24 protein-coding genes and 1 other RNA gene are annotated in these 24,485 nt (G+C 33.8%); 24 read left to right on the forward strand and 1 reads right to left on the reverse strand.

What is annotated here, in order from left to right; genetic code table 11:
- Window positions 1–19: 19 nt before the first annotated feature.
- The 6 genes from M1R53_RS02515 (at window position 20) to ssrA (ending at window position 6,244) form a co-directional block, all read left to right on the forward strand.
- A complete protein-coding gene (locus tag M1R53_RS02515) occupies window positions 20–1,339 on the forward strand; it encodes a CCA tRNA nucleotidyltransferase (protein ID WP_283162608.1) in 1,320 nt (439 codons plus the stop codon).
- Window positions 1,339–2,667 (forward strand): phosphoglucosamine mutase, encoded by a 1,329-nt coding sequence (gene glmM / locus M1R53_RS02520; RefSeq protein ID WP_249242954.1) that lies wholly within the window; start codon window positions 1,339–1,341, stop codon window positions 2,665–2,667. Before M1R53_RS02515 ends, glmM begins: the two co-directional genes overlap by 1 nt.
- Window position 2,668: 1 nt before the next feature.
- Window positions 2,669–3,715 (forward strand): tRNA 2-thiouridine(34) synthase MnmA, encoded by a 1,047-nt coding sequence (mnmA, locus tag M1R53_RS02525; protein WP_249242955.1) that lies wholly within the window; start codon window positions 2,669–2,671, stop codon window positions 3,713–3,715.
- Between the two features lie 2 nt (window positions 3,716–3,717).
- Window positions 3,718–4,698 (forward strand): GNAT family N-acetyltransferase, encoded by a 981-nt coding sequence (locus M1R53_RS02530; RefSeq protein WP_249242956.1) that lies wholly within the window; start codon window positions 3,718–3,720, stop codon window positions 4,696–4,698.
- Window positions 4,686–5,819, forward strand: a complete 1,134-nt coding sequence (locus M1R53_RS02535; RefSeq protein ID WP_249242957.1) for a hypothetical protein — start codon at window positions 4,686–4,688, stop codon at window positions 5,817–5,819. The genes M1R53_RS02530 and M1R53_RS02535 overlap by 13 nt, the downstream gene beginning before the upstream one ends.
- Window positions 5,820–5,894: 75 nt before the next feature.
- Window positions 5,895–6,244, forward strand: a transfer-messenger RNA (tmRNA) gene (gene ssrA / locus M1R53_RS02540).
- Between the two features lie 327 nt (window positions 6,245–6,571).
- On the opposite strand, the gene M1R53_RS02545 is transcribed toward ssrA, so the two are convergent.
- Window positions 6,572–6,736, reverse strand: a complete 165-nt coding sequence (locus M1R53_RS02545; protein WP_249242958.1) for a hypothetical protein — start codon at window positions 6,734–6,736, stop codon at window positions 6,572–6,574.
- Window positions 6,737–7,271: 535 nt separating this feature from the next.
- Between M1R53_RS02545 and M1R53_RS02550 the strand changes: the two genes are divergently transcribed.
- The 18 genes from M1R53_RS02550 (at window position 7,272) to M1R53_RS02635 (ending at window position 24,474) form a co-directional block, all read left to right on the forward strand.
- Complete coding sequence (locus M1R53_RS02550; RefSeq protein WP_249242959.1) at window positions 7,272–7,451, forward strand: hypothetical protein; 180 nt, start codon at window positions 7,272–7,274, stop codon at window positions 7,449–7,451.
- Entirely contained in the window at window positions 7,444–8,187 is a 744-nt protein-coding gene (locus tag M1R53_RS02555; protein ID WP_249242960.1) for a recombinase family protein, read from the forward strand. Before M1R53_RS02550 ends, M1R53_RS02555 begins: the two co-directional genes overlap by 8 nt.
- A complete protein-coding gene (locus tag M1R53_RS02560; RefSeq protein WP_249242961.1) occupies window positions 8,184–8,465 on the forward strand; it encodes a hypothetical protein in 282 nt (93 codons plus the stop codon). Before M1R53_RS02555 ends, M1R53_RS02560 begins: the two co-directional genes overlap by 4 nt.
- A 212-nt stretch (window positions 8,466–8,677) precedes the next feature.
- A complete protein-coding gene (locus tag M1R53_RS02565) occupies window positions 8,678–9,289 on the forward strand; it encodes a DUF655 domain-containing protein (protein WP_249242962.1) in 612 nt (203 codons plus the stop codon).
- 4 nt (window positions 9,290–9,293) lie between these two features.
- On the forward strand, window positions 9,294–10,337 hold the full coding sequence (gene selD / locus M1R53_RS02570) for a selenide, water dikinase SelD (protein ID WP_249242963.1): 1,044 nt from the start codon (window positions 9,294–9,296) through the stop codon (window positions 10,335–10,337).
- Between the two features lie 7 nt (window positions 10,338–10,344).
- Entirely contained in the window at window positions 10,345–11,724 is a 1,380-nt protein-coding gene (selA, locus tag M1R53_RS02575) for an L-seryl-tRNA(Sec) selenium transferase (RefSeq protein ID WP_249242964.1), read from the forward strand.
- A gap of 2 nt (window positions 11,725–11,726) precedes the next feature.
- A complete protein-coding gene (gene selB / locus M1R53_RS02580; RefSeq protein ID WP_249242965.1) occupies window positions 11,727–13,640 on the forward strand; it encodes a selenocysteine-specific translation elongation factor in 1,914 nt (637 codons plus the stop codon).
- A gap of 8 nt (window positions 13,641–13,648) precedes the next feature.
- Window positions 13,649–14,332 (forward strand): response regulator transcription factor, encoded by a 684-nt coding sequence (locus M1R53_RS02585; RefSeq protein ID WP_249242966.1) that lies wholly within the window; start codon window positions 13,649–13,651, stop codon window positions 14,330–14,332.
- A gap of 3 nt (window positions 14,333–14,335) precedes the next feature.
- Window positions 14,336–15,904, forward strand: a complete 1,569-nt coding sequence (locus tag M1R53_RS02590) for a putative polysaccharide biosynthesis protein (protein ID WP_249242967.1) — start codon at window positions 14,336–14,338, stop codon at window positions 15,902–15,904.
- Window positions 15,905–16,041: 137 nt separating this feature from the next.
- Entirely contained in the window at window positions 16,042–16,341 is a 300-nt protein-coding gene (locus M1R53_RS02595) for an HU family DNA-binding protein (RefSeq protein WP_249242968.1), read from the forward strand.
- A gap of 84 nt (window positions 16,342–16,425) precedes the next feature.
- Window positions 16,426–16,665, forward strand: coding sequence for an RNA-binding S4 domain-containing protein (locus M1R53_RS02600; protein WP_019214577.1), 240 nt, complete (start codon window positions 16,426–16,428; stop codon window positions 16,663–16,665).
- 19 nt (window positions 16,666–16,684) lie between these two features.
- Window positions 16,685–16,993 carry an FtsB family cell division protein gene (locus tag M1R53_RS02605; RefSeq protein WP_019214578.1) on the forward strand — a complete coding sequence of 103 codons (309 nt, stop codon included), beginning with the start codon at window positions 16,685–16,687 and terminating at the stop codon, window positions 16,991–16,993.
- Between the two features lie 24 nt (window positions 16,994–17,017).
- Window positions 17,018–17,518 carry a S1 RNA-binding domain-containing protein gene (locus M1R53_RS02610; RefSeq protein WP_019214579.1) on the forward strand — a complete coding sequence of 167 codons (501 nt, stop codon included), beginning with the start codon at window positions 17,018–17,020 and terminating at the stop codon, window positions 17,516–17,518.
- Between the two features lie 89 nt (window positions 17,519–17,607).
- A complete protein-coding gene (gene tilS, locus M1R53_RS02615; protein WP_249242969.1) occupies window positions 17,608–18,963 on the forward strand; it encodes a tRNA lysidine(34) synthetase TilS in 1,356 nt (451 codons plus the stop codon).
- Window positions 18,953–19,501: a hypoxanthine phosphoribosyltransferase gene (gene hpt / locus M1R53_RS02620; RefSeq protein WP_249242970.1), complete on the forward strand. Its 549-nt coding sequence runs from the start codon at window positions 18,953–18,955 to the stop codon at window positions 19,499–19,501. The genes tilS and hpt overlap by 11 nt, the downstream gene beginning before the upstream one ends.
- Before the next feature lies 1 nt (window position 19,502).
- Window positions 19,503–21,320 carry an ATP-dependent zinc metalloprotease FtsH gene (ftsH, locus tag M1R53_RS02625; protein ID WP_249242971.1) on the forward strand — a complete coding sequence of 606 codons (1,818 nt, stop codon included), beginning with the start codon at window positions 19,503–19,505 and terminating at the stop codon, window positions 21,318–21,320.
- Between the two features lie 181 nt (window positions 21,321–21,501).
- Window positions 21,502–22,716 carry a DUF819 family protein gene (locus tag M1R53_RS02630; protein WP_019214583.1) on the forward strand — a complete coding sequence of 405 codons (1,215 nt, stop codon included), beginning with the start codon at window positions 21,502–21,504 and terminating at the stop codon, window positions 22,714–22,716.
- 132 nt (window positions 22,717–22,848) lie between these two features.
- Window positions 22,849–24,474 (forward strand): hypothetical protein, encoded by a 1,626-nt coding sequence (locus M1R53_RS02635; protein WP_249242972.1) that lies wholly within the window; start codon window positions 22,849–22,851, stop codon window positions 24,472–24,474.
- Window positions 24,475–24,485 lie beyond the last annotated feature (11 nt).

Here is a 24,485-nt window from a genome sequence, read left to right on the forward strand (position 1 = left end):
ATATAATTTATTGTATATTATGGAAAATTTAGATTACGCTATTGATATCTTGAAAAGATTAGGAAGTTCCTCATACATTGTTGGAGGTGCTGTGAGGGACTATTTGCTATGCAAGGATGTCTACGACATAGACATTTGCACGGCAAAGAGGCCTGATGAGATAATAAATCTTTTAAGTGATTATGAGCTTGATACTAAATTTATGAAATATGGCTCTGTCAAGATTAAGGGCGAGAATGCGATTGAGATAACTACTTTTAGGCGTGAGGATGATTACGCTGATGGAAGGCACCCGAGCACTTTAAGTTTTACGAGTGATGTCAAAGAAGACCTTATTAGGCGCGACTTCACCATAAACACCATGCTAATGGATGAGAATAAAAATATTTATGATTTTCTTCAGTCAAAAAAGGATCTTGATGCGAAAATTTTAAGAACGGTGATTGATCCTTATGAAAGTTTTGCTAAGGACTACTTGAGAATACTGCGTTTAGTGCGCTTTGCGGCGAAGCTAGGTTTTGAGATAGAGGAAGAGACTTTTAAGGCAGCGAAAAAATATGCGCCTTTCATAAAAACTCTTTCGAAGGACAAATTTCGTGAAGAATTCAACAAGATTTTGCTTCTTGACAATGCCCAATACGCTTTTACTCTTATGCACGAGCTGGGCATTTTGAAGGAAGTGCTTCCTGAGATTGACAATGAATTTGACTACGACCAAAACAATCCTTATCATAGCTACGATTTATTTACTCATACGATGAAGGCAGTTGAAGCGACTGAAAAAGATTTGCCGACGCGTCTTGCAGCTTTATTTCATGACGTTGCAAAACCATTGACACGCTCTGAAGATGGGGACATCTCGCACTACTACGATCACGACAAGGTCGGCGCCGAGATGGCAGTAGATATTTTAAAAAAATTTAATTATGATAAGAAGACTATAAATTTGGTTCATGACCTTATTTTAAAGCACATGAAGCAGGATCCGAACTTTGGCATCAAGGCTGTGAGAAGGCTTTATAATTATTATGGCAAGGACAATATCTATCGCTATCTTGATTTAATTAGAGCAGATACTATTGCGACTAGACCTGGCAGAGAACTTGATAATATCGCAAAATTCGAGACTTACATAAAAGAGATTGAAGATAGTCTTGATAAAAGCGGCGAGCTGAAACTTGCTGTTAGCGGCGATGATTTGATTGCGATGGGCTATGCGCCAGGCAAAAAATTTGCACACGCACTTGGAAAAATTAAAGAAATGGTGAGTTTAGGCGAGCTTGAGAACGACAGAGAAACTTTGCTCCCACTTCTTAAAGAATATATGGAGGAAGAATAATGAAGAAATTATTTGGTACAGACGGCGTTAGAGGCGTCGCTGGCGAGTTTTTAACTAGTGAATTTTCATACAAATTAGGTAAATATATAGCAGACTACTTTATTGGCGGTGAGGGCAAAAAAGTTTTTATAGCGAGTGACACAAGAGAGTCAAAGGACATGATAAAACTATCGCTTGCAGCAGCCATCACATCTATGGGACTTGATGTATATGATTTAAACGTAACATCGACGCCAGAAGCAAGCTACATCATTAGCAAAAACGATTCTTTATTCGGCATCGTTGTCTCAGCATCTCATAACCCTTATGAATACAACGGCATAAAGGTTTTTAACAAGGACGGCTACAAGCTAGCTGACGAAGTTGAAGAAGCGATTGAAACGAATATGCTAAATGACAAAGAGCTAAAAAAGCCAGAACGCTTTGGTAATTTCATCACTGATGAGATTGATAAAACTGAGTACGTAAGCTATTTACGCACGCTTATGAAGGACTACAGCGGCCTTAAAATTGTTTGCGATATGTCAAATGGAGCAAACTATGTGACTGCGAAAGAAGTTTTAAACGCATCAGGCGCTGAGATGATATACATTCACGACGAGCCAAACGGCAGAAACATCAATAAAAACTGTGGTTCAACTCATCTGGAATCACTTACAGAAACTGTCAAAAACAATAAGGCAGATATAGGCATAGCCTTTGACGGCGATGCGGATAGATTATTAGTAGTTGATAATGAAGGCAAGATTATGGACGGAGACCATATATTAGCAGCGCTTGCGACATATTTGAAAAAACATGATAAGCTTAAGAAGAATAAACTTGTTGCGACTATCATGTCAAACATTGGCCTAAAGAAGTATCTTGATACTATTGGCGTAGAGCTTGATGTGACTAGCGTTGGCGATAGATATGTACTAGCTGAATTAATTAAGGATGAATTATCACTTGGCGGCGAACAATCGGGTCATATAATATTAAAGGATTATCAAAATACTGGAGATGGTCTTTTAAGTGCGATATTTTTAATAAATTCCATGGTAGAGCTTAAAAAGACAGCCGCTGAATTAAACGGACTTATGAAAACATATCCACAAGTACTTTTAAACGCAAAAGTTACTAACGAAATAAAAAATAAAGTTTTAGAGATTGAAAGCGTTAAAAACGCTATAGATGATTTAACAAAGAATAACCCCGACATGAGGGTAGTCATCAGACCATCAGGCACTGAGCCGCTTCTAAGGGTCATGCTTGAAGGTGAGGATGAAGATGAATTGAAAAGATTAGCTAAAGATTTAGTTGATTTGATAGAAAGAGAGACGAAATAGTTTGAAGAGAGTTTTAATAGCTTTATCGGGCGGGGTAGATAGCTCCGTCAGCGCATATTTACTAAAAAAGCAAGGATACGATGTAGTAGCTATCACATTTAACTTGTGCGACGATATTATTAAAGACAATTACACAAAGATGATAGAGGACGCAAAGAGAGTATCTGACTTCCTTGGCATAGAACATCACGTGGTTGATTACAAGGAAGATTTCAAAGAGAAGGTCATTGAGCCATTCATCCGCGAGTACGAGTTAGGCCATACGCCAAACCCTTGTATCTTTTGTAATAAAAATATCAAGTTCAAAAGATTTCACGATGAGATGAAAAATTTTGATGCTGATTTTATTGCAACTGGTCATTATGTTGAAAAATATGAAGAAAATGGCATTCATTATCTAGAAAAATCTTCAAACATCAGAAAAGACCAAAGCTATTTTTTATATAATATCAAGCAAAATCAATTAAAAGACGCGATATTCCCTGTTGGTGCTATGGACAAGGATAAAACTAGAGCCATTGCCAAGGAAGCCGGCATACCTGTTTATAATAAGAAGGATTCGCAAGAGATTTGCTTTATTGCAAATGATGATTATAAGGCATTTTTAAATAAATATTCAGAAAATATTAGCAAGAAGGGTCTTATTAAAGATAAAAGTGGTAAAGTTTTAGGTGAGCACGATGGTATTAGGAACTACACAATAGGCCAAAGGCGTGGACTAAATGTTGCTTTAGGTCAAAGAGCTTTTGTGACTAAGATAGATCCAATCCATAACGAGATTATTCTTGGGCCAGAAGAGGATTTATTTAAAAAGACTGCTATAATTAAAGACGTAAACTGGATTTCAATCGATGAGATTGATGAAGATAAGGTATATACAGCAAAAGTTAGATATAGATCGAATGATGAAAAAGCAAAAATAAAGAAAAATGAAGACGGTACTTACACGGTTACTTTTGAAGAGCCACAAAGAGCTATAACTCTTTCACAAAGCCTAGTTGTATACGATGGCAGAACTGTTGTAGGCGGCGGCGTTATATTGGATTAGCTATGTTTTATGTAGATAAAATAATTAAAGGCTCATCGAGCGAAAAGGCTCTTGAAGAATTTTTATTAGATAAAGAAGTTATCTATGAAGATGTTGATGCGAGCTACGTTATAAGAGATGCTGGTGATATAATCGCAACAGTATCAGTAAAGAAGAATCTAATCAAATTCTTCTACATCGATGAAGCGTATCAAGGCGAAGGACTAGCCATAGAGCTGATCAATAGTGCGCTTGAAGACATCATTTCCAAGGGATACAGAACTTATTTTGTGTTCACCAAGGCAAAAAATGAAAACATTTTCACTTCATTATCCATGGATGTTATTGAAAAAACTGAAGATGTCGTGCTATTAGAAGGCGGCTTCTTTAAATATGCTGATTGGATTCAAAATATTAAGAAAGACCTTGATAAAGATGAATATAGCGCAATCGTCATGAATGCAAATCCACTCACACTTGGTCACGAATATCTAGTAGATAAAGCCTTAGAAGAGGCTCGTGACTTAATAATTTTCGTTTTAGAAGAGGATGCATCATACTTTAGTACTAAGGATAGATATGAGATAGTTAAAAATCATTATCATAATAATGGCCGTGTACATGTGTATAAATCAGGCCCTTACATTATTTCAAGAGCGACATTCCCAACATATTTTTTAAAGAAGGATACAGATAAACTCAAGGTATATACAGAGCTTGACGCAAAGATATTTGCAAAGCGCATAGCTAAGGACTTAAATATAAAAAAAAGATATTTTGGCACAGAACCCATTGACAAAGTTACTGAAAAATACAATGAGATGATGAAGAAGATACTTTTTGAATATGGTGTTGAGAGCGAATTTATTGAGAGAAAAAAGATAAATGACGAGTATATAAGCGCATCAAAGCTTAGAGAAGGCATAGAAACTGATTTTGAAAGCATTAAAAAATACTTAAGCCAAGATGTTTATGAATATTTAAAAGAGAGGTGCTTGCATTGATAAGTATAAAAGAAGTCAATGACAAAAAAACACTAAATGATTTCGTAGATTTTATTTATGAAAATTATAAAGGAGATAAAAATTTTGTTCCGCCACTAAGAAGTGACTATATTAAGTACGTTCAAGGTGTTGACAACGACCTAAATGAAGCCGGACCAAATGCTAAGTACATCTGTTATGATGATGATAAAGTAGTTGGAAGACTTTTAGTTGGTGTGAATAATATTATTAATAATTATCACGGCTTTAAAGAAGGGTACATCTCTTTGTTTGAGTGCGTGGAAAATTATGAGTACGCTGAAAAACTTCTTGATAAGGCGATAGAATTTTTAAAATCTCATGGCATGACAAAGGTCAAGGGGCCTCTATCACTTCCAGGCGGCGAGGACAACAGAGGTTTTATCGTAGATAATTTTGATGCACAGCCATTTATCATGAACACATACAATAAAAAATATTATAATGACTTTTTTATAAAGTATGGATTTGAAAAGTATTTTGACTGCTATGCATACAAGGACACCATTGGAAATGCCGATATAGAGAGATATGAAAAGCTAGTTCCTTATGCAATGAAGAAATTTGATTTTAGAGTGGATAATATTGATCTTTCTAATGTAGATAAGGACGCCATGGATATTATGAACGTTCTAGAAAGAGCACTGCCACGTGAGTGGGACGACTTTGCTCCACCAAGAGAAGAAGAGATAAGAAAGATAGTTAAGCAGCTAGTACCATTTGCCGATTCAGATCTTATATTTATAGCGAGAGACAATAAAACAAACGAGCCAATCGGCTTCAATATAACACTTCCAGATTATAATCAAGCAATTAAAAAGATGAATGGAAAAATGTTCCCATTTGGATTTTTAAAATTCTTGTATTATAAGAGAAAGATCAATAGAATTAGATTTTTCGTTTTATTTGTAGTGCCAGAGTATAGAAAAAAAGGCGTTACAAGCGTAATGTACTTAAAAACTTATCTTAATGCACTAAAGAAGGGTTATACAGAGCTTGAAGGATCAACAATTTGGGAGTACAACAGAGATATGATGAACGACGTTGAAAGCTTTGGAGCAAAAATTAACATAACATATAGAATTTATCAAAAAGATATATAGTTTAGGGTGCCTAGCGCACCTTAAATTATTATCAAAGTTATATTTAGAGATATTCTGGGTAAAAATAATAAGTACGGGGATGAATTTTGGTTTCGACGGGGGTTTGGAATTTAGAATAGCGAGCCGGATCGATGGATACGTTACATCTGTCAAAAAAATATAAACGCAGAAAACAATAATTTTGCATACGCTGCCTAGTTAGGCATCTCTCAATATAGAGTTTTCTCGTACGGCTTTATATTGGGTCAACTTAGACGAGAAAATCTTTTAGCCAAGCTTAAAAGTTAAAAGATTATCTTAAAGCTAGCTAAGACTTTATTTTGCTTTTTAAATTGGTCTTAGTGAAAATTTATAAAAAGCTGCGCTCGGAGAAGTTCTTTAGGAAGGGCTTTCGGACAGGGGTTCGAATCCCCTCATCTCCACCATTGATATAAAACAGCTTGTAGAATAGATATACTACAAGCTGTTTTTATATGCTTATTTATAATCAAAAAGTTTTATTATTAGTAAATAACAAAAATCGTTAAGGATTTTTTATTGTCTTTCGCTTTTTTACTTCCTAAAATTTCCTTGACTTTTTATCTTTTAAGTGGTATTATAAAAATACAACCTCTTAAAAAGATAGAGTCTTTTTAAATGTGTTTGTTGTTTTGAGGACGCCTGTGCGGTTTGGTCATTGCTTGTGGGCGTTCTTTTTTTATCTTTACATGTATGCAACATCATAAGGTTCGAGTTTTGCCAATAGTTTTTTATTATATTTTATCTTTGTACTTGTCATCTTTTCTTAGGTCTTTTATTATTAATAAATAAATATAATCTGATAAGCTTCTTAGTTCATCTTTAGCTTTTTCTTGTGCTAATTTTTTTATATTTGGTGTGCTTGTAATTTGGATTAGTTCGCTTCTTAATTCTTCCACTTTTGTCACCTCCTGAAAATGTTCTTGATTTTACTCTTTTTGTGCGCTATAATATGTATGACTTAGGAAGAGAGCAAGAACTCCTTAAGCCTGTAATCTTGTTTGAAGAGTTATTATAATAACTCTTCTATTTTTTTGATTGCATCTTCTTTGTTGTCGCTGTCTTTGATAATTTGAATTATCATTTTTAATATTGTTGTTAGCTGTTTATCTGTCATGTTTTCGTCCATTTTGTACTCCTTTCTTTTGTTATTCTCGTCACCTAATTTCAACTATATTATATCATAGTATGATTAACATAACTAGTGGCTATTAATTATTTTTTAAATATTTTTATTTTTTTATATGTATAAGCAAGCTGTGGTAAGATTTTTGAAATACGACTTATGGAGTATTGATGCCTAGAAGTGGTGATCACAAAATCAAACTTAAAAATAAAAAGACTAAATATCTGTTGATATTGTAAACACTATATGCTATACTATAATCACATAAGAAAGTAATTATAGCATGCAAGTATGAAGGGAGGATTACTATGGCATATGTAAAGAAAAATAATATGGTTAGAAGTGAAAGAATTATGTTTAGATGCCCTAAGGAATTTAAAGAAAAATTAGAAATGCTCTCTAGGGAAGATAATAGATCACTTAGTGAATTTGTTTTAGTATCACTAATGAAATATTTTAAAGAAAAAGAAGCTGTAAATAATGACTAAAAATGTGATTGCATATATTAGTGATTTTATTTTCAAACAAGATAAGAGAAATAAATATAGTTTGGAAAAGCAAAAGGAAAAAATTATAAATTATTGCGAAAAATATGAGTTAAATATTTTAAAATGGTATTCAGATGAGTGTAATGCGCGTGTTGAAGAAAGAAGCGGATTAGAAGAAATAGTTTATGAAAATAATAATCCGCCTTATGAGGCTGTAATTGTAGCTTATTCAGATATAATAGACAGAGATATAAATATTTACTTTTATTACAAAAGCGCATTATTAAAAAAAGACATAGAGCTAATAAGCGTTTGTAAGGGATTTCACAAATTTAGAAAATATGTTCATATCTTAAATGATTTTATATCAATTTCAGCAGAGATGGATAGAATTGCTATAACAAAGAGAACTATGTCGGCACGCGAGGTTAAGTCTTCTAATGGCGGCTATAGTGGTGGTAGACCTGCTTATGGATATAGGTCTGTAGGTGGTAAGCTTGTAGTAGTACCAGAGGAGGCTGAGATAGTAAGAGAGGTATTTAATCTTAAGAATGATGGATTAACTTATAGAGCTATAGCCGAAATATTTAAAGATAAGGGATATAAAACTAGAAAGGATAAAGATTTTGCCGCAAGCACTATACAAGTAATTTATAATAACCAGAAACTATATTTAGGTTATTATAAATATGGTGATAATGATTGGGTATTGGGGGTACATGAAAGCATTTTATGATTGAAGCGATTATATTATTTATTATATGGGTGATTTACAAGTTTTTCAGACTTATTTACTTGATGATGAAAGGCTGTTTTATATTTATGTGTTTTTCTATAATATTTGGTATAGGTTTTATTTATAATTTTGTATATGTAATTTATAGCGTTATAACTCATAAAAAGATAGATTTTAAGAACAATGGATTTTTCAAATGGGTAAGAAAAAGACTAGAAATAAGAAGACAAAGAAAAATGAATACTGTGACTGTAGAAGAAACTTATTTTTTCTTCTAGTGAATTAAATTAAGACAATCAATATATTCCTGAAGCTGTGAGACAACGGCTTCTTTTTTATTAGTAAAGTTGCAAAACTAAAGTATATTTACAATGGACAGTGACTGCATATAAGAATAAGCAATTGCAAGCATCATAAAGCTTTATGAATAAAAGTTCATAAAGTTGTTTCATTTTTATCAAATTTGTGTTATAATATATTTGGTGATTCTATGGACATCGATAAAATCAAAAAAGGAATAAAAATATTTCTTATAATATTACTAATAATATTCTTTATAAATATGATGAATAAAGACTTTTTTAATCAAAATGAAAAAGATGTAAAAGTAGATAAGGCCTTTGATACGGGCTCTAAAGACTCTTTGGATGAAAGTGACGATGCTGATGCATATATTTATGCTCACATCACTGGCGAGATTAAAAAGCCTGGCGTATATAAGATGAAGTCTGGTACTCGTATAGATGATCTTGTGAAAGAAGCGGGCGGCCTTACTGAAGATGCTGACATAGACCAAATCAATCTATCTGAAAAGCTAGTTGATGAGGAGAGAATAATTGTCCCTGCTAAAGGTGAAGCTAATGAAACAGATGAGACAAGTCATGCAGCAAGCGCTGTACAGTCTAAGAAGATTAACATTAACAAGGCTGATTTATTTGAGCTAACTTCAATACCGGGTGTTGGCGAGAAGACTGCGCAAAAAATTATTGACTATAGAGAGAAGAAAAAGTTTAAAAAGATTGAAGATGTCATGAACATAGATGGAATCGGTGAAAATAAATTTAAAAATATGAAAGATTATATATGTGTAAATGGAAGGTGATTTTATGATTAATGATGCAGATGTAAAATTAACAAGTTTCGCTAAGACATCTGGTTGAGCGGCTAAAGTAAAACCGGAGGTTTTAGATCAAATATTAAAAGGGCTAGAAAAAAGTACACCAGATTCAAATCTATTGGTAGGGCTAGAAACAAGTGATGACGCAGCTGTATACAAGGTTAGCGAGGACAGAGCCATCATAGAAACATTAGACTTCTTTACGCCAATAGTTGACGATCCATATACATTTGGTCAGATAGCAGCAGCAAATTCACTTTCAGACGTTTACGCCATGGGCGGTGAGCCAATACTTGCGATGAATATCTCATGCTTCCCAAATTGTTTATCGCCAAATATATTAAAATTAATATTGAAGGGTGGTTTTGACAAGGTCAAGGAAGCAGGCGCCTTGCTTATAGGTGGACACACTGTTCAAGACGACGAGCTTAAATACGGCATGAGCGTTACAGGTTTTGTTCATCCTGATAAAGTGCTTAGAAATACTGGCGTTAAGGATGGAGACGTGCTTATATTAACTAAGCCTCTTGGACTTGGTATAATAAATACAGCTGTCAAGGGCGGCATCTGCGATAAAGACTCCTTAGATGAGGCGGTTTTAGTTATGAAGACTCTTAATAAGAAGGCAAAGGACGCTATGGATGGCCTTGATGTACACGCATGCACAGACATAACAGGATTTGGACTTATGGGCCACGTATACGAAATGCTTAGAAATACTGATGTAACAGTAGAAATTTATACAGAAAAACTTCCTGTGCTAAAAGGAGCACTTGATTATGCGATGATGGGCCTTGTTCCGGCAGGTGCTTATGACAACAGAGTTTTTGTTGGAGATAATTTTAGAATAGACGGTAAAATTAAAAGAGAGATGGAAGATCTTTTATTTGACCCACAAACTTCTGGAGGACTATTGATTTCACTATCAGAAGAGGACGCAAAGACATATATGGAAAGGATAGACCTTCCATTTGGTGTAAATATTATTGCAAAGGCAAAAAAATTCGACGATAAATATATTTTAATTAAGTAGGTGTGATATGAATTTATTTAGAATGATCCCAGGCGTTGATCAAGTCATGGAAAATGAAGAGATCAAGAAGCTTTTCGAGCTTCACGACGCTGGACTTATTAACGATACTATAAGAAATATCTTAGATGAGATGAGAGATGACATTAAGAAAGGACTTGATGAGGACTCACTTAGAGCTAGACTTAAAAATATTGATAAGACTGTTATAGAAAGACTAGCTGATGAGCTTAATTATAGTCTTAGACCCGTGATAAATGCTACAGGTGTCATCATTCATACTAATCTTGGCAGATCAAAATTACCTAAAACAGCTCAAGAAAATATTATGAGGCTATTATCAAGCTACTCAAATCTTGAATATGACCTTGAAAGAGGCGAAAGAGGACTAAGATATTCTCATATAGAAGAAAAGCTTAAGAAAATTACTGGAGCAGAGGCGGCACTTGTAGTAAATAACAACGCTGCAGCTGTTATGCTTGTACTTGATACACTTAGCAAGAACAAAGAAGTAATCACTTCAAGAGGCGAACTTATCGAGATAGGCGGATCATTTAGAATACCTGACGTTTGCGAGAGAAGCTTAGCGACACTTAGAGAGGTCGGCACAACAAATAAGACTCATCTAAGAGATTATGAAAACGCTATAAATGAAGAGACTGGCGCGATTTTAAAGGTACACACATCAAATTACAAAATTTTAGGTTTTACTGAAAGCGTTAGCGCGAGTGAACTTGCGACTATAAAGGGCGATTTACCTCTTATAGAAGACCTTGGCTCAGGCGTTTTAATTAATCTTGAGGATTATGGTCTTGAGCACGAACCTACTGTTATGGAATCAGTTGCAAGTGGCGTTGATGTAGTTACTTTCAGTGGGGACAAGCTTTTAGGCGGCCCACAAGCGGGCATCATTGTCGGCAAGGAAAAATACATCAGCCAAATTAAGAAAAATCAATTACTTAGAGCGCTTCGTGTAGACAAGATGACTATAGCAGCGCTTGAAACAATACTAAACTATTATATTGACAAGAACAAAACATTTGAGATACCGACTATAAAGATGATTACAGAGTCTTACGAATCAATAGAAAAGAGAGCAAAAAAACTATTCTCAATGCTTGAAGGCGTGAATGGAGCTGAATTAAGTATAGTTGAAACAGCTTCAGAAGTAGGCGGCGGCTCACTTCCAAACCAATTTATCAAGTCAAAAGCAATTGAAATCGATCCAAAAAATATATCGGCTGCAAAGCTTGAAGAAAAACTTAGACACCTTGAAATACCAATAATTGTAAGGATATACAAGGATAAGATACTGCTTGATTTAAGGACTATTGACGAAGAAGAATACGAAATTATTGTAAATGAAATTAGAGGGATTTTAGGAGAGTAATAGTGAAACATTTAATACTTGGAACTGCGGGTCACGTAGACCACGGGAAAACTTCTTTAATACGCGCGTTAACTGGCAGACAAACAGACAGGCTTAAGGAAGAACAAAAAAGAGGGATATCGATAGAGCTTGGCTTTACTTATTTTGATCTTGAAAAAGATTTAAGAGTAGGTATAGTCGATGTGCCGGGCCATGAGAAATTTATCAGAAACATGGTTCAAGGCGTTAGTGGCATGGATCTTGTTATGCTTGTTATAGCAGCTGACGAGGGCATAATGCCTCAAACGATAGAGCACTTAAACATACTTAAAATGCTTGGCGTTGAACACGGCTTTGTTGCTTTAACCAAGACTGATTTAGTTGATGAAGAGTGGATAGAATTAGTTACTTCAGATATCAGAGACGCTTTGAAAGGCACTTTTCTTGAAAATTCTGAGATAGTTAGAGTTTCTAACAAAACTTTAGAGGGCATAGATGATATTAAAAATATTTTAAGAAAACATGCCGATAGCTTTGAAAAAGAAGAAAAGAATGATACACCAAGACTTCCTATAGACAGAGTTTTTGTTATATCAGGCTTTGGAACCATAGTTACTGGCACGCTTATGGATGGCAAGCTATCTCTACAAGATGAGATCGAGATATATCCAGAGAGAATCAAGACTAAGATCAGATCCATTCAGGTGCATCAAGAGTCACAAGATGTGGCTTATGATTCACAAAGATGTGCTCTAAACATTCCTGGCGTTAAAAAAGAAGATATACATAGGGGCAGCGTAATAAGCCTTCCTGATGCACTTAAAAACACTAATCTTATTGACGTAAAGATCGAGTGTATTAAGGATCAAGAAAGAGCTATTAAGAATGGCTCAAGAGTCTTCTTATATATAGGCACAGAAGAAATTCTAGCTAGAGTTGTACTTTTAGATAGAGATGTGCTTAATCCTGGCGAAGAAGGCTACGCTCAACTAATTCTTGAGAGCGAAACAGTTTGCAAGAGGATGGATAGATTTATACTAAGATTTTACTCACCAATGTCGACAATAGCGGGTGGCATCATACTTGAAACTAATCCAAAGAAGAAAAAACGTTTCGATGAAGATGCTGTTGAAGAATTTAAAATAAATGAAAGCGGCTCAGATACAGATGTTCTTAACAATCTTATCTACACAAGACAAGATGATTTCTTAAATAAAAAAGAAATTGCTAAATTATTAAGTAAATCAGAAGATTTAGTAGATAAAGAGCTAAATGACTTAGTTAATGAAGGCACAATAAAAGTTTACGAGCTAAAGAACGGACTTTATCCTATATCCTTAAGATATATACAAAATGTGAACGAAGAACTTATAGTTCACCTAAATAAATACTATGAAAAATATCCACTTAGAAGAGGAATTTTTAAAGAAGAGATTAAGAATAGATTTTTCAAAAAACTTAATAACAATCAGAAGCTTTATGAATATGTTCTTGGACTTATACTTGATGAAGCAAGCCTAGAATTAAATGGCGAGCTAGTCTCAATCAAAGGATACGCACCAAGTTTATCGGATGAAGACAAAAAATCCATGGACATGGTATTAAACATGATAGAAGAAGCAAAATATGATGGCATCACAAAAGAAGAAATTCAAGAAAAAATTAAGATCAATCCAGAATTTTTAAATGAAGCACTACAAGATTTACAAGCTAGCAAGAGCATTTACAGGCTTCAAGATGACTATATAAGCTACAAAGCCTTCTTAAATGCAAGAGAAGATCTAATTAAGTTTTTAAATAATAATCAAGAGATAAGTTTAGCTGAGTTCAGAGACCTTATTTCGTCAAATAGAAAAATATCGCTTGCTTTGCTTGAAGATTTTGACAAAGCCAATTTAACTAAGAGGCTTGGCGATAAGAGAGTATTAAAAAGGTAGGAGTATATATGCAAAAGATTTTATTAATAGATAGTGATGAAACCTTTGTTCAGGGGCTCAAATACAGTCTAGAACAAGATGAGTATCTTATAGATACAGCATATAGCGCTGAAGAGGCACAAAAGCTTCTTAGGCCAAATGAGTACAATTTAATAATTATGGAGATAGACTTGCCAGACAAAAGCGGTCTAAACCTATGTCAAGACATTAGAAGAGACTCAAATGTCGGCATAATCATATCAACAAATAATAAGGAAGAAATAAAAAAGATACTTGCGCTTGAATATGGTGCAGATGACTTTTTAGTTAAGCCTTATAATATACTTGAGCTTAAAGCTAGGATGAAGTCCTTGTTTAGAAGAGTTCAAGGCGCAAGTGATGATTCAAAGAACAGTATACTTGAGTTTAATCACTTTACTATAAACACCATTGGCAGAAAACTTTTCAAAGATGGCGTTGAAATTTCATTAACAGGTAAAGAATTTGATTTACTATATATACTTGCTTCGAATAAAGAAGTTGTTTTCTCAAGAAAAGACCTTTTAGAAAAGGTTTGGGGCTATCAATTCTATGGAGATGAAAGAACCGTTGACGTTCATGTAAGAAGACTTAGAAACAAGATAGAAGAGAGCAGCAAGAGACCAAAATTTTTAAAGACTAAATGGGGGGTAGGCTACTACTTCGTAGATTAATATATGGAAAAGAAAAAAACAAATAAATTTTTTAAGAATACCTTTATTCTTGTTATAGCAGGAATTTTAGTTAAGATTATAGGCGCTGTATATAGAATACCTATAACAAATATCATCATGGATACAGGGATTGGCTACTATCAAGCGGCTTATCCTGTGTATCAAATACTCTTAACAATATCAACAGCAGGTCTACCTATAGCGGTTGCAAAGCTCGTTTCAGAAAATTATGCACTAGGCAGGATAAAGGCAGCTCATAAAGTATTCAGAGAGTCGACAAAGCTAATGTTCATCTTGGGCATAGCGAGTGCACTCTTTGTTTATGTGTTCAGTCACCAAATTGTTGGCTTTTTACAAAATGAAAACAGCTGGTACTCATTAGTTGCACTAATACCAGCACTTGTATTTGCGCCACTTATGTCATCATTTAGAGGCTTTTATCAAGGTAAGGACAATATGGTGCCGACAGCCATCTCACAAGTTATTGAACAGTTATTTAAATTAATATTTGGGCTTATACTAACAAAATATGCACTAAGTATGTATGGCGTAGCCGTTGCAGCAGGCGCAGCACAATCAGGCGGCTCAATCGGTGCCTTCTTTGGCTTTTTATTTTTGCTTATAGTATTTTTATTTAATTTTAAATCATATAAAGCAGAAGAAAAACTAGACGAAAGCGGCTTTATTTATGCAGATAAAGAAGTTATAAGAAATATCTTATCAATCGCAGTACCCATCACCATCGGCGCATCAATCAATCCTCTTATGGATTTTATCGATACAAAATTAGTTTTTATGAGACTAACAGATATCGGCTACACAATGAGCCAAGCAAATGATATGTTTGGATGGCTAAAGGGCATGGCGACAACACTTATTAATATGCCACAAGCTATATCCATAGCTTTGTCAATGAGTATAGTACCACTAGTTTCAGCGTACATGGTTAAAAAAGATAACGAAAAAATGCATCAAACAATATTTACAGGACTTAAGTTCACTTGTCTTTTTGCATTTCCTTGTGCACTTGGATTTATTGCCTTAAGTAAGCCTATAATATCATTAATTTATTATAATAATTCACCAGAAGCAATCAATGGAACGGCTGAATTATTAAGTATTTTATCGATAAGCCTTATCTTTCTATGCTTAATACAAATACTAACAGCTATACTTCAAGCGGTTGGTAAACCTGAAAAGCCAGTTAAAAACCTTGTAATTGGATCAATTGTAAAGATAATTTTAACATATATACTAACAGGAATTACATTCTTCAATGTAAAGGGCGCGGCTATAAGTACAAATGCTGCATTTTTAGTGGCGATGATACTAAATTATATCGATTTGGAAAAAATACTTGATAAAAAATATAATTTATTGTTCTATACATTAAAAGTTTTAGCTGTAAGCATATTTATGGCAATTTCGGTTAAGGTAGCTTATGAACTTTTAAGCATGAGATTTTCACTTTTAATATCAACATCGCTATCGATTTCATTAGGCATAATAGTTTATGGTGGCCTCGCACTTTTACTAAAATTGGTAAAAATTGAAGATTTTATATCAAAATAGCAAAAAAATCGCTATTTTTTCATAAAAATTTAAAAAAAATGCAAAAAAACCTTGATTTTTAGAGAAAATAGGTTATAATATAAGTATAGAAGAGCCACGAATGGCTTTTCAAGCACTTTTTAAAAGGAGGATTTATTATGAACAAATCTCAATTAGTTGCAGCTATGGCTGAAAAAACTGAAATGACAAAAAAAGACGTTGAAGCTTGTCTTAACGCTTTCACAGGTGTTGTTACTGAAACACTTAAGAGCGGTGAAAAGGTTCAACTAGTAGGCTTTGGTACTTTCGAAGTAAAGGACAGAAAAGCTAGAGAAGGAAGAAACCCTAGAGATCCTAAACAAAAAATAAAAATTCCTGCATCTAAAGCACCTGTTTTCAAAGCTGGTAAGACTTTAAAGGAAACTGTAAACACTAAAGGTAAAAAGAGAGCAAAATAGTCCCAAAAGGATATTTTCTTAAAACACAATAAGTAAAAAGTCAGGCTATGCCTGACTTTCTACGATGTACATAAGGGTGATTTCATGAGACTTGATAAGTTTTTAAAACTATCGAGAATTATTAAAAGAAGAACAGTAGCTAATGATGCTGCGAAGAGCGGCAAGATACTTATAAATTCAAAAGTAGCTAAACCGGGTGATGATTTAAAAGTTGGCGACATTATAACGACAACGTTTAATGAAGACCACAGAAGCTATGAAGTAGTATCCTTGCTTGAAAGTCCAAACAAGGATCAAGCTAAGCTGATGTATAAAGAGCTATGATTTGTAAGGAGTGATGATTATGAAGAAAAATAAAAAAGGTGGCATTACTGCATTTAAATTAGGAATTATATCTTTATTTTTAATTGTATCAATCCATTTTTATAATCAAATAGCAACTTACAATAAATTAGTGAAAGAAGATAAGGCAAAGCAAGAAGAGATTGCAGAACTTAAGGACGAAATATCAAACGTAAAGGTATTGCTTTCTAAGTCTAAAACTCAAGAATTTATTGAACTAATAGCTAGAGATGAATTAGGCATGATTAAGCCTAAAGAAATAAAAGTTGTTGACAAAGTCGACACAGATATATTTAAAGAAAACAAATAATAATTAAGGAGGATTTTGTTTTTTATGACGCTTTCAGTTGGAGACATCGTGAGTGGAAAAGTTGTTAATATAACTAATTTTGGAGCATTTATCGAGATAGAGGGTGGACAGAATGGTCTTGTGCATATCTCGGAGATATCAAATGATTACGTAGAAAATGTTTCAGATGTTTTAAAAAAGGGACAAGAGGTTAAAGCTAAAGTTTTGTCGAATGACAACGGAAAACTAAGTTTGTCAATTAAGCAAACTCTTCCAAAAAAGGAATTTGTTAAACAAAAAGATTTTAATAATAAAAAAGATTTTAATAATAAAAAAGATTTCTCAAAACCAAGAAGAGATTTTTCTAAGCCACAAGCAAGAAAAGCTTATACATGGGAAGGAGAAAGGACAGAATCTCAAGATTTAAGCTTCGAAGATAAAATTTCAAGGTTTTTGAAAGAAAGCACTGAAAAGATGGATCAAATGAAGTTTAAAGAAAACAGAAGAAGCAGTTATCATTCAAAAAAAGGTGACTATAGAAATTAATTGCTTCTGAGTCTAATAAGTATTTAGCAAGGTTGAACAATTGTTCAGCCTTTAATTTTCTTTATATTTTATCTATGGTAGAGGTTAGTATGAATAGTATAGAAAAATTTAGAAATTTCATCAAAGAAAATAATTTAATAAATAAATCAGATACCATAGTCAGCGCTGTATCTGGTGGCTCTGACTCTGTTTTTATGCTTGAAATGCTGCTTAGTATTAAAGAAGAATATAACCTTCACATTATAGTTTGTCACGTTAACCATGGTCTTAGAGGAGCAGAGGCACAAAGAGATGAGGATTTTGTAAAAAATCTTTCTGAAAAATATGGCCTTATATATGAAGTAGAGCACATTGACATGGCGGGCTATGCCAAGGAGCATTCATTAACTTGTGAAGAAGCAGGTAGAAAGTTAAGATATATCTTCTTTGAAGAGCTTAAAAATAAATACAAGGCAAATTCAGTTGCCATAGCTCACAATGAAAACGATGTAGCAGAGACCATGATGCTAAATATATTTAGAGGCACAGGACTTGACGGACTTGAATCAATTCCACTAAGAAGAGATTTTTACATAAGACCAATACTTTGCTTTGAGAAATCAGAAATTCTTGAATATTTAAAAGAAAATAATATTAATTACGTTGATGACTCGACTAATTTTACCAACGATTATAAGAGAAATCTTATTCGTAACGAGATGATACCATTTATTGAAAAGAATTTTAATGAGAATGTAATTGCATCTATGGCTAGACTTGCAGCCATCTCTAAAGAGAACAATGAATATATTGAAATTATTATAAATGATAAGTATAAAAGCATAGTCAAGGCGGGTAGCATTGACAGAGATGGTTTTAATAAGCTTCATCACTACGAAAAAACTATTATTTTAAGAAAATTTTTAAAAGAAAATTTAAAATATTTAAATAATATTAGCAAAGAAAATATTGAAGAGATGATCAATTTAATTTTGCTCGATTCGGGTAAAAGGTATGATATAGATAATAAACATTATCTTGTAAATGATTTTGATAAAACCACATTCAAAGTGCTTGATAACAATGAGTTTTCAGAAGAAATATCGCTTGACTTTAAATTAGATAAAGTATACAATATTTATGGAAGAAAATTTAAATTTGTCTTAAGTGATAAAATTCTTAGCAAAAAATATCTCGACTATGATTTATTAAATGGAAAGCTTAGTCTTAGAAATAGAAGAAGTGGCGACAGATTCAACCCCTTCGGCATGAGTGGCTCAAAAAAGATTAAGGACTACTTTATTGATAAAAAAATTTCTTCAGATGAAAGAGCTAAAATTTTATTTTTGACAAATGATGAGGACATAGCTTGTGTTATTGGCTACGACATAGCTAATAAATACAGAGCAAGCACAAAAACAAAGAACTATCTTAACATTATAATGGAGGATAATTATGGCTTATAGAATTAAAGAAATTATGTTCACTGAAGAACAAATTCAAGAAAAAGTTTTAGAACTAGCAAAACAATTAACAGAGGATTATAAAGGAAAGAGCCCAATCTTTGTTGGGATATTAAAAGGATCCTTTGTGTTTATGGCTGACCTTATTAAAAATGTTGACAATCACGAGCTTAGAGTTGATTTCATGAGAGCATCAAGCTATGGAAACAAAACTAAATCCGATGGCCAGGTCAATATCAAGTTAGATATGGAGTTTGATCCAAAGGGTGAGGATATACTTATCATTGAAGATATCATCGATTCAGGCTACACTCTTAAGTGTCTTCACGAGTACCTTTTAAACAAGGGTGCAAAATCAGTTAAGATAGTTACACTGCTTAATAAGAGTGAAAGAAGAGTTGTAGATATAAAGGTTGATTACGTTGGTTTCGAAATACCAGATAAGTTTATCATCGGCTACGGACTTGATTTTAACGAGCACTTAAGAAATTTACCATACATAGGAGTTTTAGATGAAACTTGTTTAGGTGAGGAGGAATAATTTGAAAAGATCTTCAATTAGAAATATAATTGTTTATGCATTTATATTGATACTTGTCTTTTTCTCTTTGAGATTTTTCTCGGGAAGTTTTTTCTCGGAGGATAGAGCCAATGTCAATACTTTCATAAACGATATTAAAGATGGAAAAGTAAAGAGAATTAGCCAAGAAGGCTATGGATTTAAATATACAAAAAATGACGGTAAAAGTGATTATGTTGAGGTAGATCCAAATGTTTGGCAGTCTATATATGATGATTATGTTAAAGATAGAGTTATAGCAAACAAGCTTCAATACGATGTGAGCATGCCTAAGGATAATTCCATGATGATAAATATACTTATGATGGCAGGATCTATGCTATTCTTCATATTTATCATGCGTGCGTTAATTGCACCGAGAGGACAAGATGGAACAAGTCCACAAAATTTTGGCAGATCTAGAGCGAGAGAATCAAAAACTGTCAATGGTAAGGTCATTAAATTTGCAGATGTTGCAGGACTTGTAGAAGAAAAAGAAGAATTATTTGAAATAGTTGACTTCTTAAAAAATCCTATGAAATATATAAAGCTTGGCGCAAGAATACCAAAGGGTGTTTTGCTTGTTGGCGAGCCAGGTACAGGTAAAACATATCTATCAAAGGCAGTTGCTGGCGAAGCAGGAGTACCATTTTATACTATATCCGGTTCTGACTTTGTAGAAATGTTTGTCGGCGTTGGTGCTTCAAGAGTTAGAGACCTATTCCAAACAGCAAAGAAGAATGCACCATGCATAGTATTTATAGATGAGATTGATGCAGTTGGTAGACAAAGAGGCGCAGGCCTTGGCGGCGGCAACGATGAAAGAGAGCAAACACTTAATCAATTACTTGTAGAGATGGACGGTTTCACTCAAAATGAAGGTATTATCGTTATGGCGGCAACCAATAGACCAGATATACTTGATAAGGCTTTATTAAGACCAGGTAGATTCGATAGAAATATATATGTTTCACTTCCTGATGTTAAGGCTAGAGAGGCAATACTTGAAGTTCATGCAAAGAATAAAAAGCTTGATGAAGATGTTGATTTAGAAAATATTGCTAAGAAAACAGTAGGATTCTCACCAGCTGACCTTGAAAATCTTCTTAATGAAGCAGCGCTATTAACAGCTAGAGAAAATCTTGACAAGATACCTATGAGACTTGTTCAAGAAGCGTCAATCAAGGTAGTTGCTGGACCAGAAAAGAAATCACAAACTGTTATAGAAAAAGAAAGAAAGATAGTTGCTTATCATGAAGCGGGTCACGCTATAGTTAGTCACTACACAGATGAATTATATCCAGTTAACATGATAACTATAGTTCCAAGAGGAAGAGCAGGCGGCTTCACAGAATATCTTCCAAAAGAAGATTTTAATTATACAACTAAGTCCATGATGGAGAATATGCTTAAATCACTACTTGGCGGTAGAATAGCTGAAGAGATTATATTTAAAGATATATCTACAGGCGCATCAAACGACATTGAAAGAGCAACAGATCTTGCGAAAAACATGGTTACTGTCTATGGTATGAGCGATAAGCTTGGACCAGTTTGCTATGACAATGAAGGCGAAAACGTTTTCATAGGCAGGGACTACGGAAGAACAAAAGTTTATTCAGAAGAAGTTCAATATGCTATAGATCAAGAAATAAAAGATTTTATCTTAAAAGCAAAAGAAGAAGCAACTCAAATACTTTTAGAGCATAAGGATAAGCTTGAAAAATTAGCTCAAACACTTCTTGAAAAAGAAACAATTAATAGAAAAGAATTCTTAGAAGTTCTTGGAGAAAATCAATAAGATTATTAAGCGGCTATAAATTTAGTCGCTTTTCTTATGCAAAAATATTATATTATCACAAAGAGACAAAATTATTACGATAACGAAAATAATTTACAATAAAAATTATAATAAACTTGAAAAAAACTTTCTAAAATGATATAATAACTATTGTAATAGTTTACTATAAAGGAGTGATTTTATGTTTTTAGCAAGTTTTATTTCGCCTGAAAACACTTGGGCTCTTTGGTCAGTTCTAGCATGTTCAGCTGCTTTAGCAATATTCCTAGAACAAAAATACAAATGGGCTAACAAAGTAACAGGCTGTATCTTAGCGTTAACTATCACTATGATACTTTCAAACGTTAACTTTATTCCAGCAGATGCACCAGTTTATAATGCTGTTTGGGACTATGTAGTACCTCTAGCAGTACCTATGCTATTATTCAAAGCTAATATTAAGAAAATTGCTAAGGAATCAGGAAGAGTATTTATTATTTATCTATTAAGTTCAGTAGGAACAATACTTGGTTCTTTCGCAGCATTCTATATCTTAAGAGGCGCTATAAATGACCTTGGTAGAATTATCCCTATGTTCACAGGAACATACACAGGCGGAAGCGTTAACTTCGTAGCTATGGCTGACAACTATGCAGTTGATCAATCAGTTACAAGCGCCGCTCTAGTTGCAGATAACTTATTAATGGCTATCTACTTCTTCGTTTTAATAGCTTTACCAGGAATTTCATTCATCAAAAAAGCTTACAAGCATCCATACATTGATGAACTTGAAAAGAACGCAGATCTTAAAGACAGCAGCAAGACTATGGCAGCTCAATATTGGGGAGCAAAGAATATATCATTACTTGATATAGCAACAGTAGTTGCAAGTGCCTTCCTAATCGTTACAGTATCTGACCTTATTGCTTCATTCTTAGGATCAGTTATACCAACAGGCAACTTTGTAATGCAATTATTCAACGGATTACTTGGTAACAAGTATCTAATCATGACAACTATCACTATGATACTTGCATCAGTATTTAGCTCTTTCTTCGAAAAGATTAACGGTAGCCAAGAAATCGGTACTTTCTTAATTTATCTGTTCTTCGCAGTAATCGGTGCACCAGCATCATTAAAGTTAATCATCGAACAATCTCCACTACTATTATTACTAGCAGCAATCATAGTATTCACAAACTTAATCGTATCACTTATATTTGGAAAGATTTTCAAATTCTCTATCGAAGAAATCATTATTTCTTCAAACGCAAACGTTGGTGGACCTACAACAGCAGCAGCTATGGCTGTATCTAAGGGCTGGCAAGCACTTATTGTTCCAGCACTATTAGTTGGTACACTTGGATACGTTCTAGGCAACTGGTACGGTATTTTAGTAGGTACAATACTTCAATAATTTTATTAATTAGTAAACTATAATTATTACAGGGTAAGCAGTCAGAAATGGCTGCTTATTTTGTTTAACTCTTGTTTAAGAATATGGTATAATAGTATTAATATATCTTTGATAATATATAGGAGGTATTATATGGTAGAAACAAGACAAACGATTTATAAAGACGGATGGCCAGTATTTAAGAACAATTTTAATGAAAGAATTAGTGGACAAGCCAATATTAATGGTAGAAAACAGACTATTTTTTTAGGACCTAATGAATATGCAAAGGAAGATGGTTTAACATATACACCACTAGATTCGAATCGCGAGCCAATGTTTTTATCACATGGCCGCTATGTTAATCGCGAGGGCAGTGAATATCATGAGGTGGTATCGGATTTGACTATAATACCGAAAGACAGCTACGGCAATCCTATGTATGAATTTTTCGGCCAATTTGTAAGTCCTCAGACAAGTGAGGTATTTATTAACTTTCAAGGACAAAACATAATCGATTCACATGGAAAACCAATGTATCTTGTTGGTGATATGTTTATAAGTGAAGATATGACTGAGTGTGTTTATTTTGATCAAAATGGTTTTAGCGAGCGCATCAGTCCACATGACAGTGACGGCAACCCTATGGAGTATGTTCCACCAGTATTTGTTTCAAGAAAGACTAACGAGTACTTTCATAGAGGCAGCATGAGAAAATTCGTTTTTCCAATAGCTGACAATGATTTATTGTTTACTGATAGAGATTTTTTAGGTGAGTTTATGAGCTATACTAGGAGAGACACAAGAAAGATATATCACTCAGCTGATTATGACCATTATGTTTTAGGACAAGAGCTTACTTGTGGAAGTATGTGGAAGGATGGGCCAAAGGACTCGAGGGGCTATAATATGCTTAAGTATGGCGACCTTATTTTTAGCTCGGATAAAACAGAATTTATCTTTGAAGAAAAGTTAAGACCAGCTATGGATGAAGATGGAACACCGTATGAATTTGTTTGTGGAGCCTTTTATGATAGGAGAAGAAACACTTTATACACAAGTCTTGGTGCATATGAACTAAAAAAGAACCCTGGCTTAAATGACATCTATATCGATCCTAGTGATTTTGATAATGAAGAGGACGTATCATTTTTTGAAATTTCATATAATAACGCAATTAATCATGGCATTGACGCACTTGATCCAGATGATGATCCTGAATACAGATTTAAAAGAGCATCGATAAGCGAGGACTTTTTGAGATATTATATGGATTACTGTGATCGCACGATTAAATCTATAAAAGCAAGACCTGTTTCTGGACCTTGTGACAAAAGAATTTATGATTATAATGAAGAGATGAATCTCGATTTAAGAGAAAAACTACTTGCAAGGCCATGGGATTCGCTTCATCCGCATGAAAAGTGGTTTATTAATAACAATGGTGGACTGCCAATGGATCACATAGATAACCCAAATCTATACAATATTGAATTTGCTAAAACATATACTTATACAGACAAGGACGGAACTCGTTATGAAAGAGGTCCAAGCGAGGAGCAGCTCGAAGCTATAAGAAGGGAAGATGAGTATCAAGACAATCTTAGTAGCTGGTCAAGCTATAGTGACGATGACGACGAAGAATGCATATATCATTTTAAAGATGAGAACAGATATGAAGATCTTAATGACGATGAAGAGGAAGAAAAAGATGATTTCGATGATATAAATTTCTGGCTAACGCTAGAATACGGAGACGATTGGGCTGACAAGATATAATAAAGAGAAAT

Origin of the sequence: Fenollaria massiliensis, from assembly GCF_023347705.1 — a bacterium.
Lineage (GTDB): Bacteria > Bacillota > Clostridia > Tissierellales > Peptoniphilaceae > Fenollaria > Fenollaria massiliensis.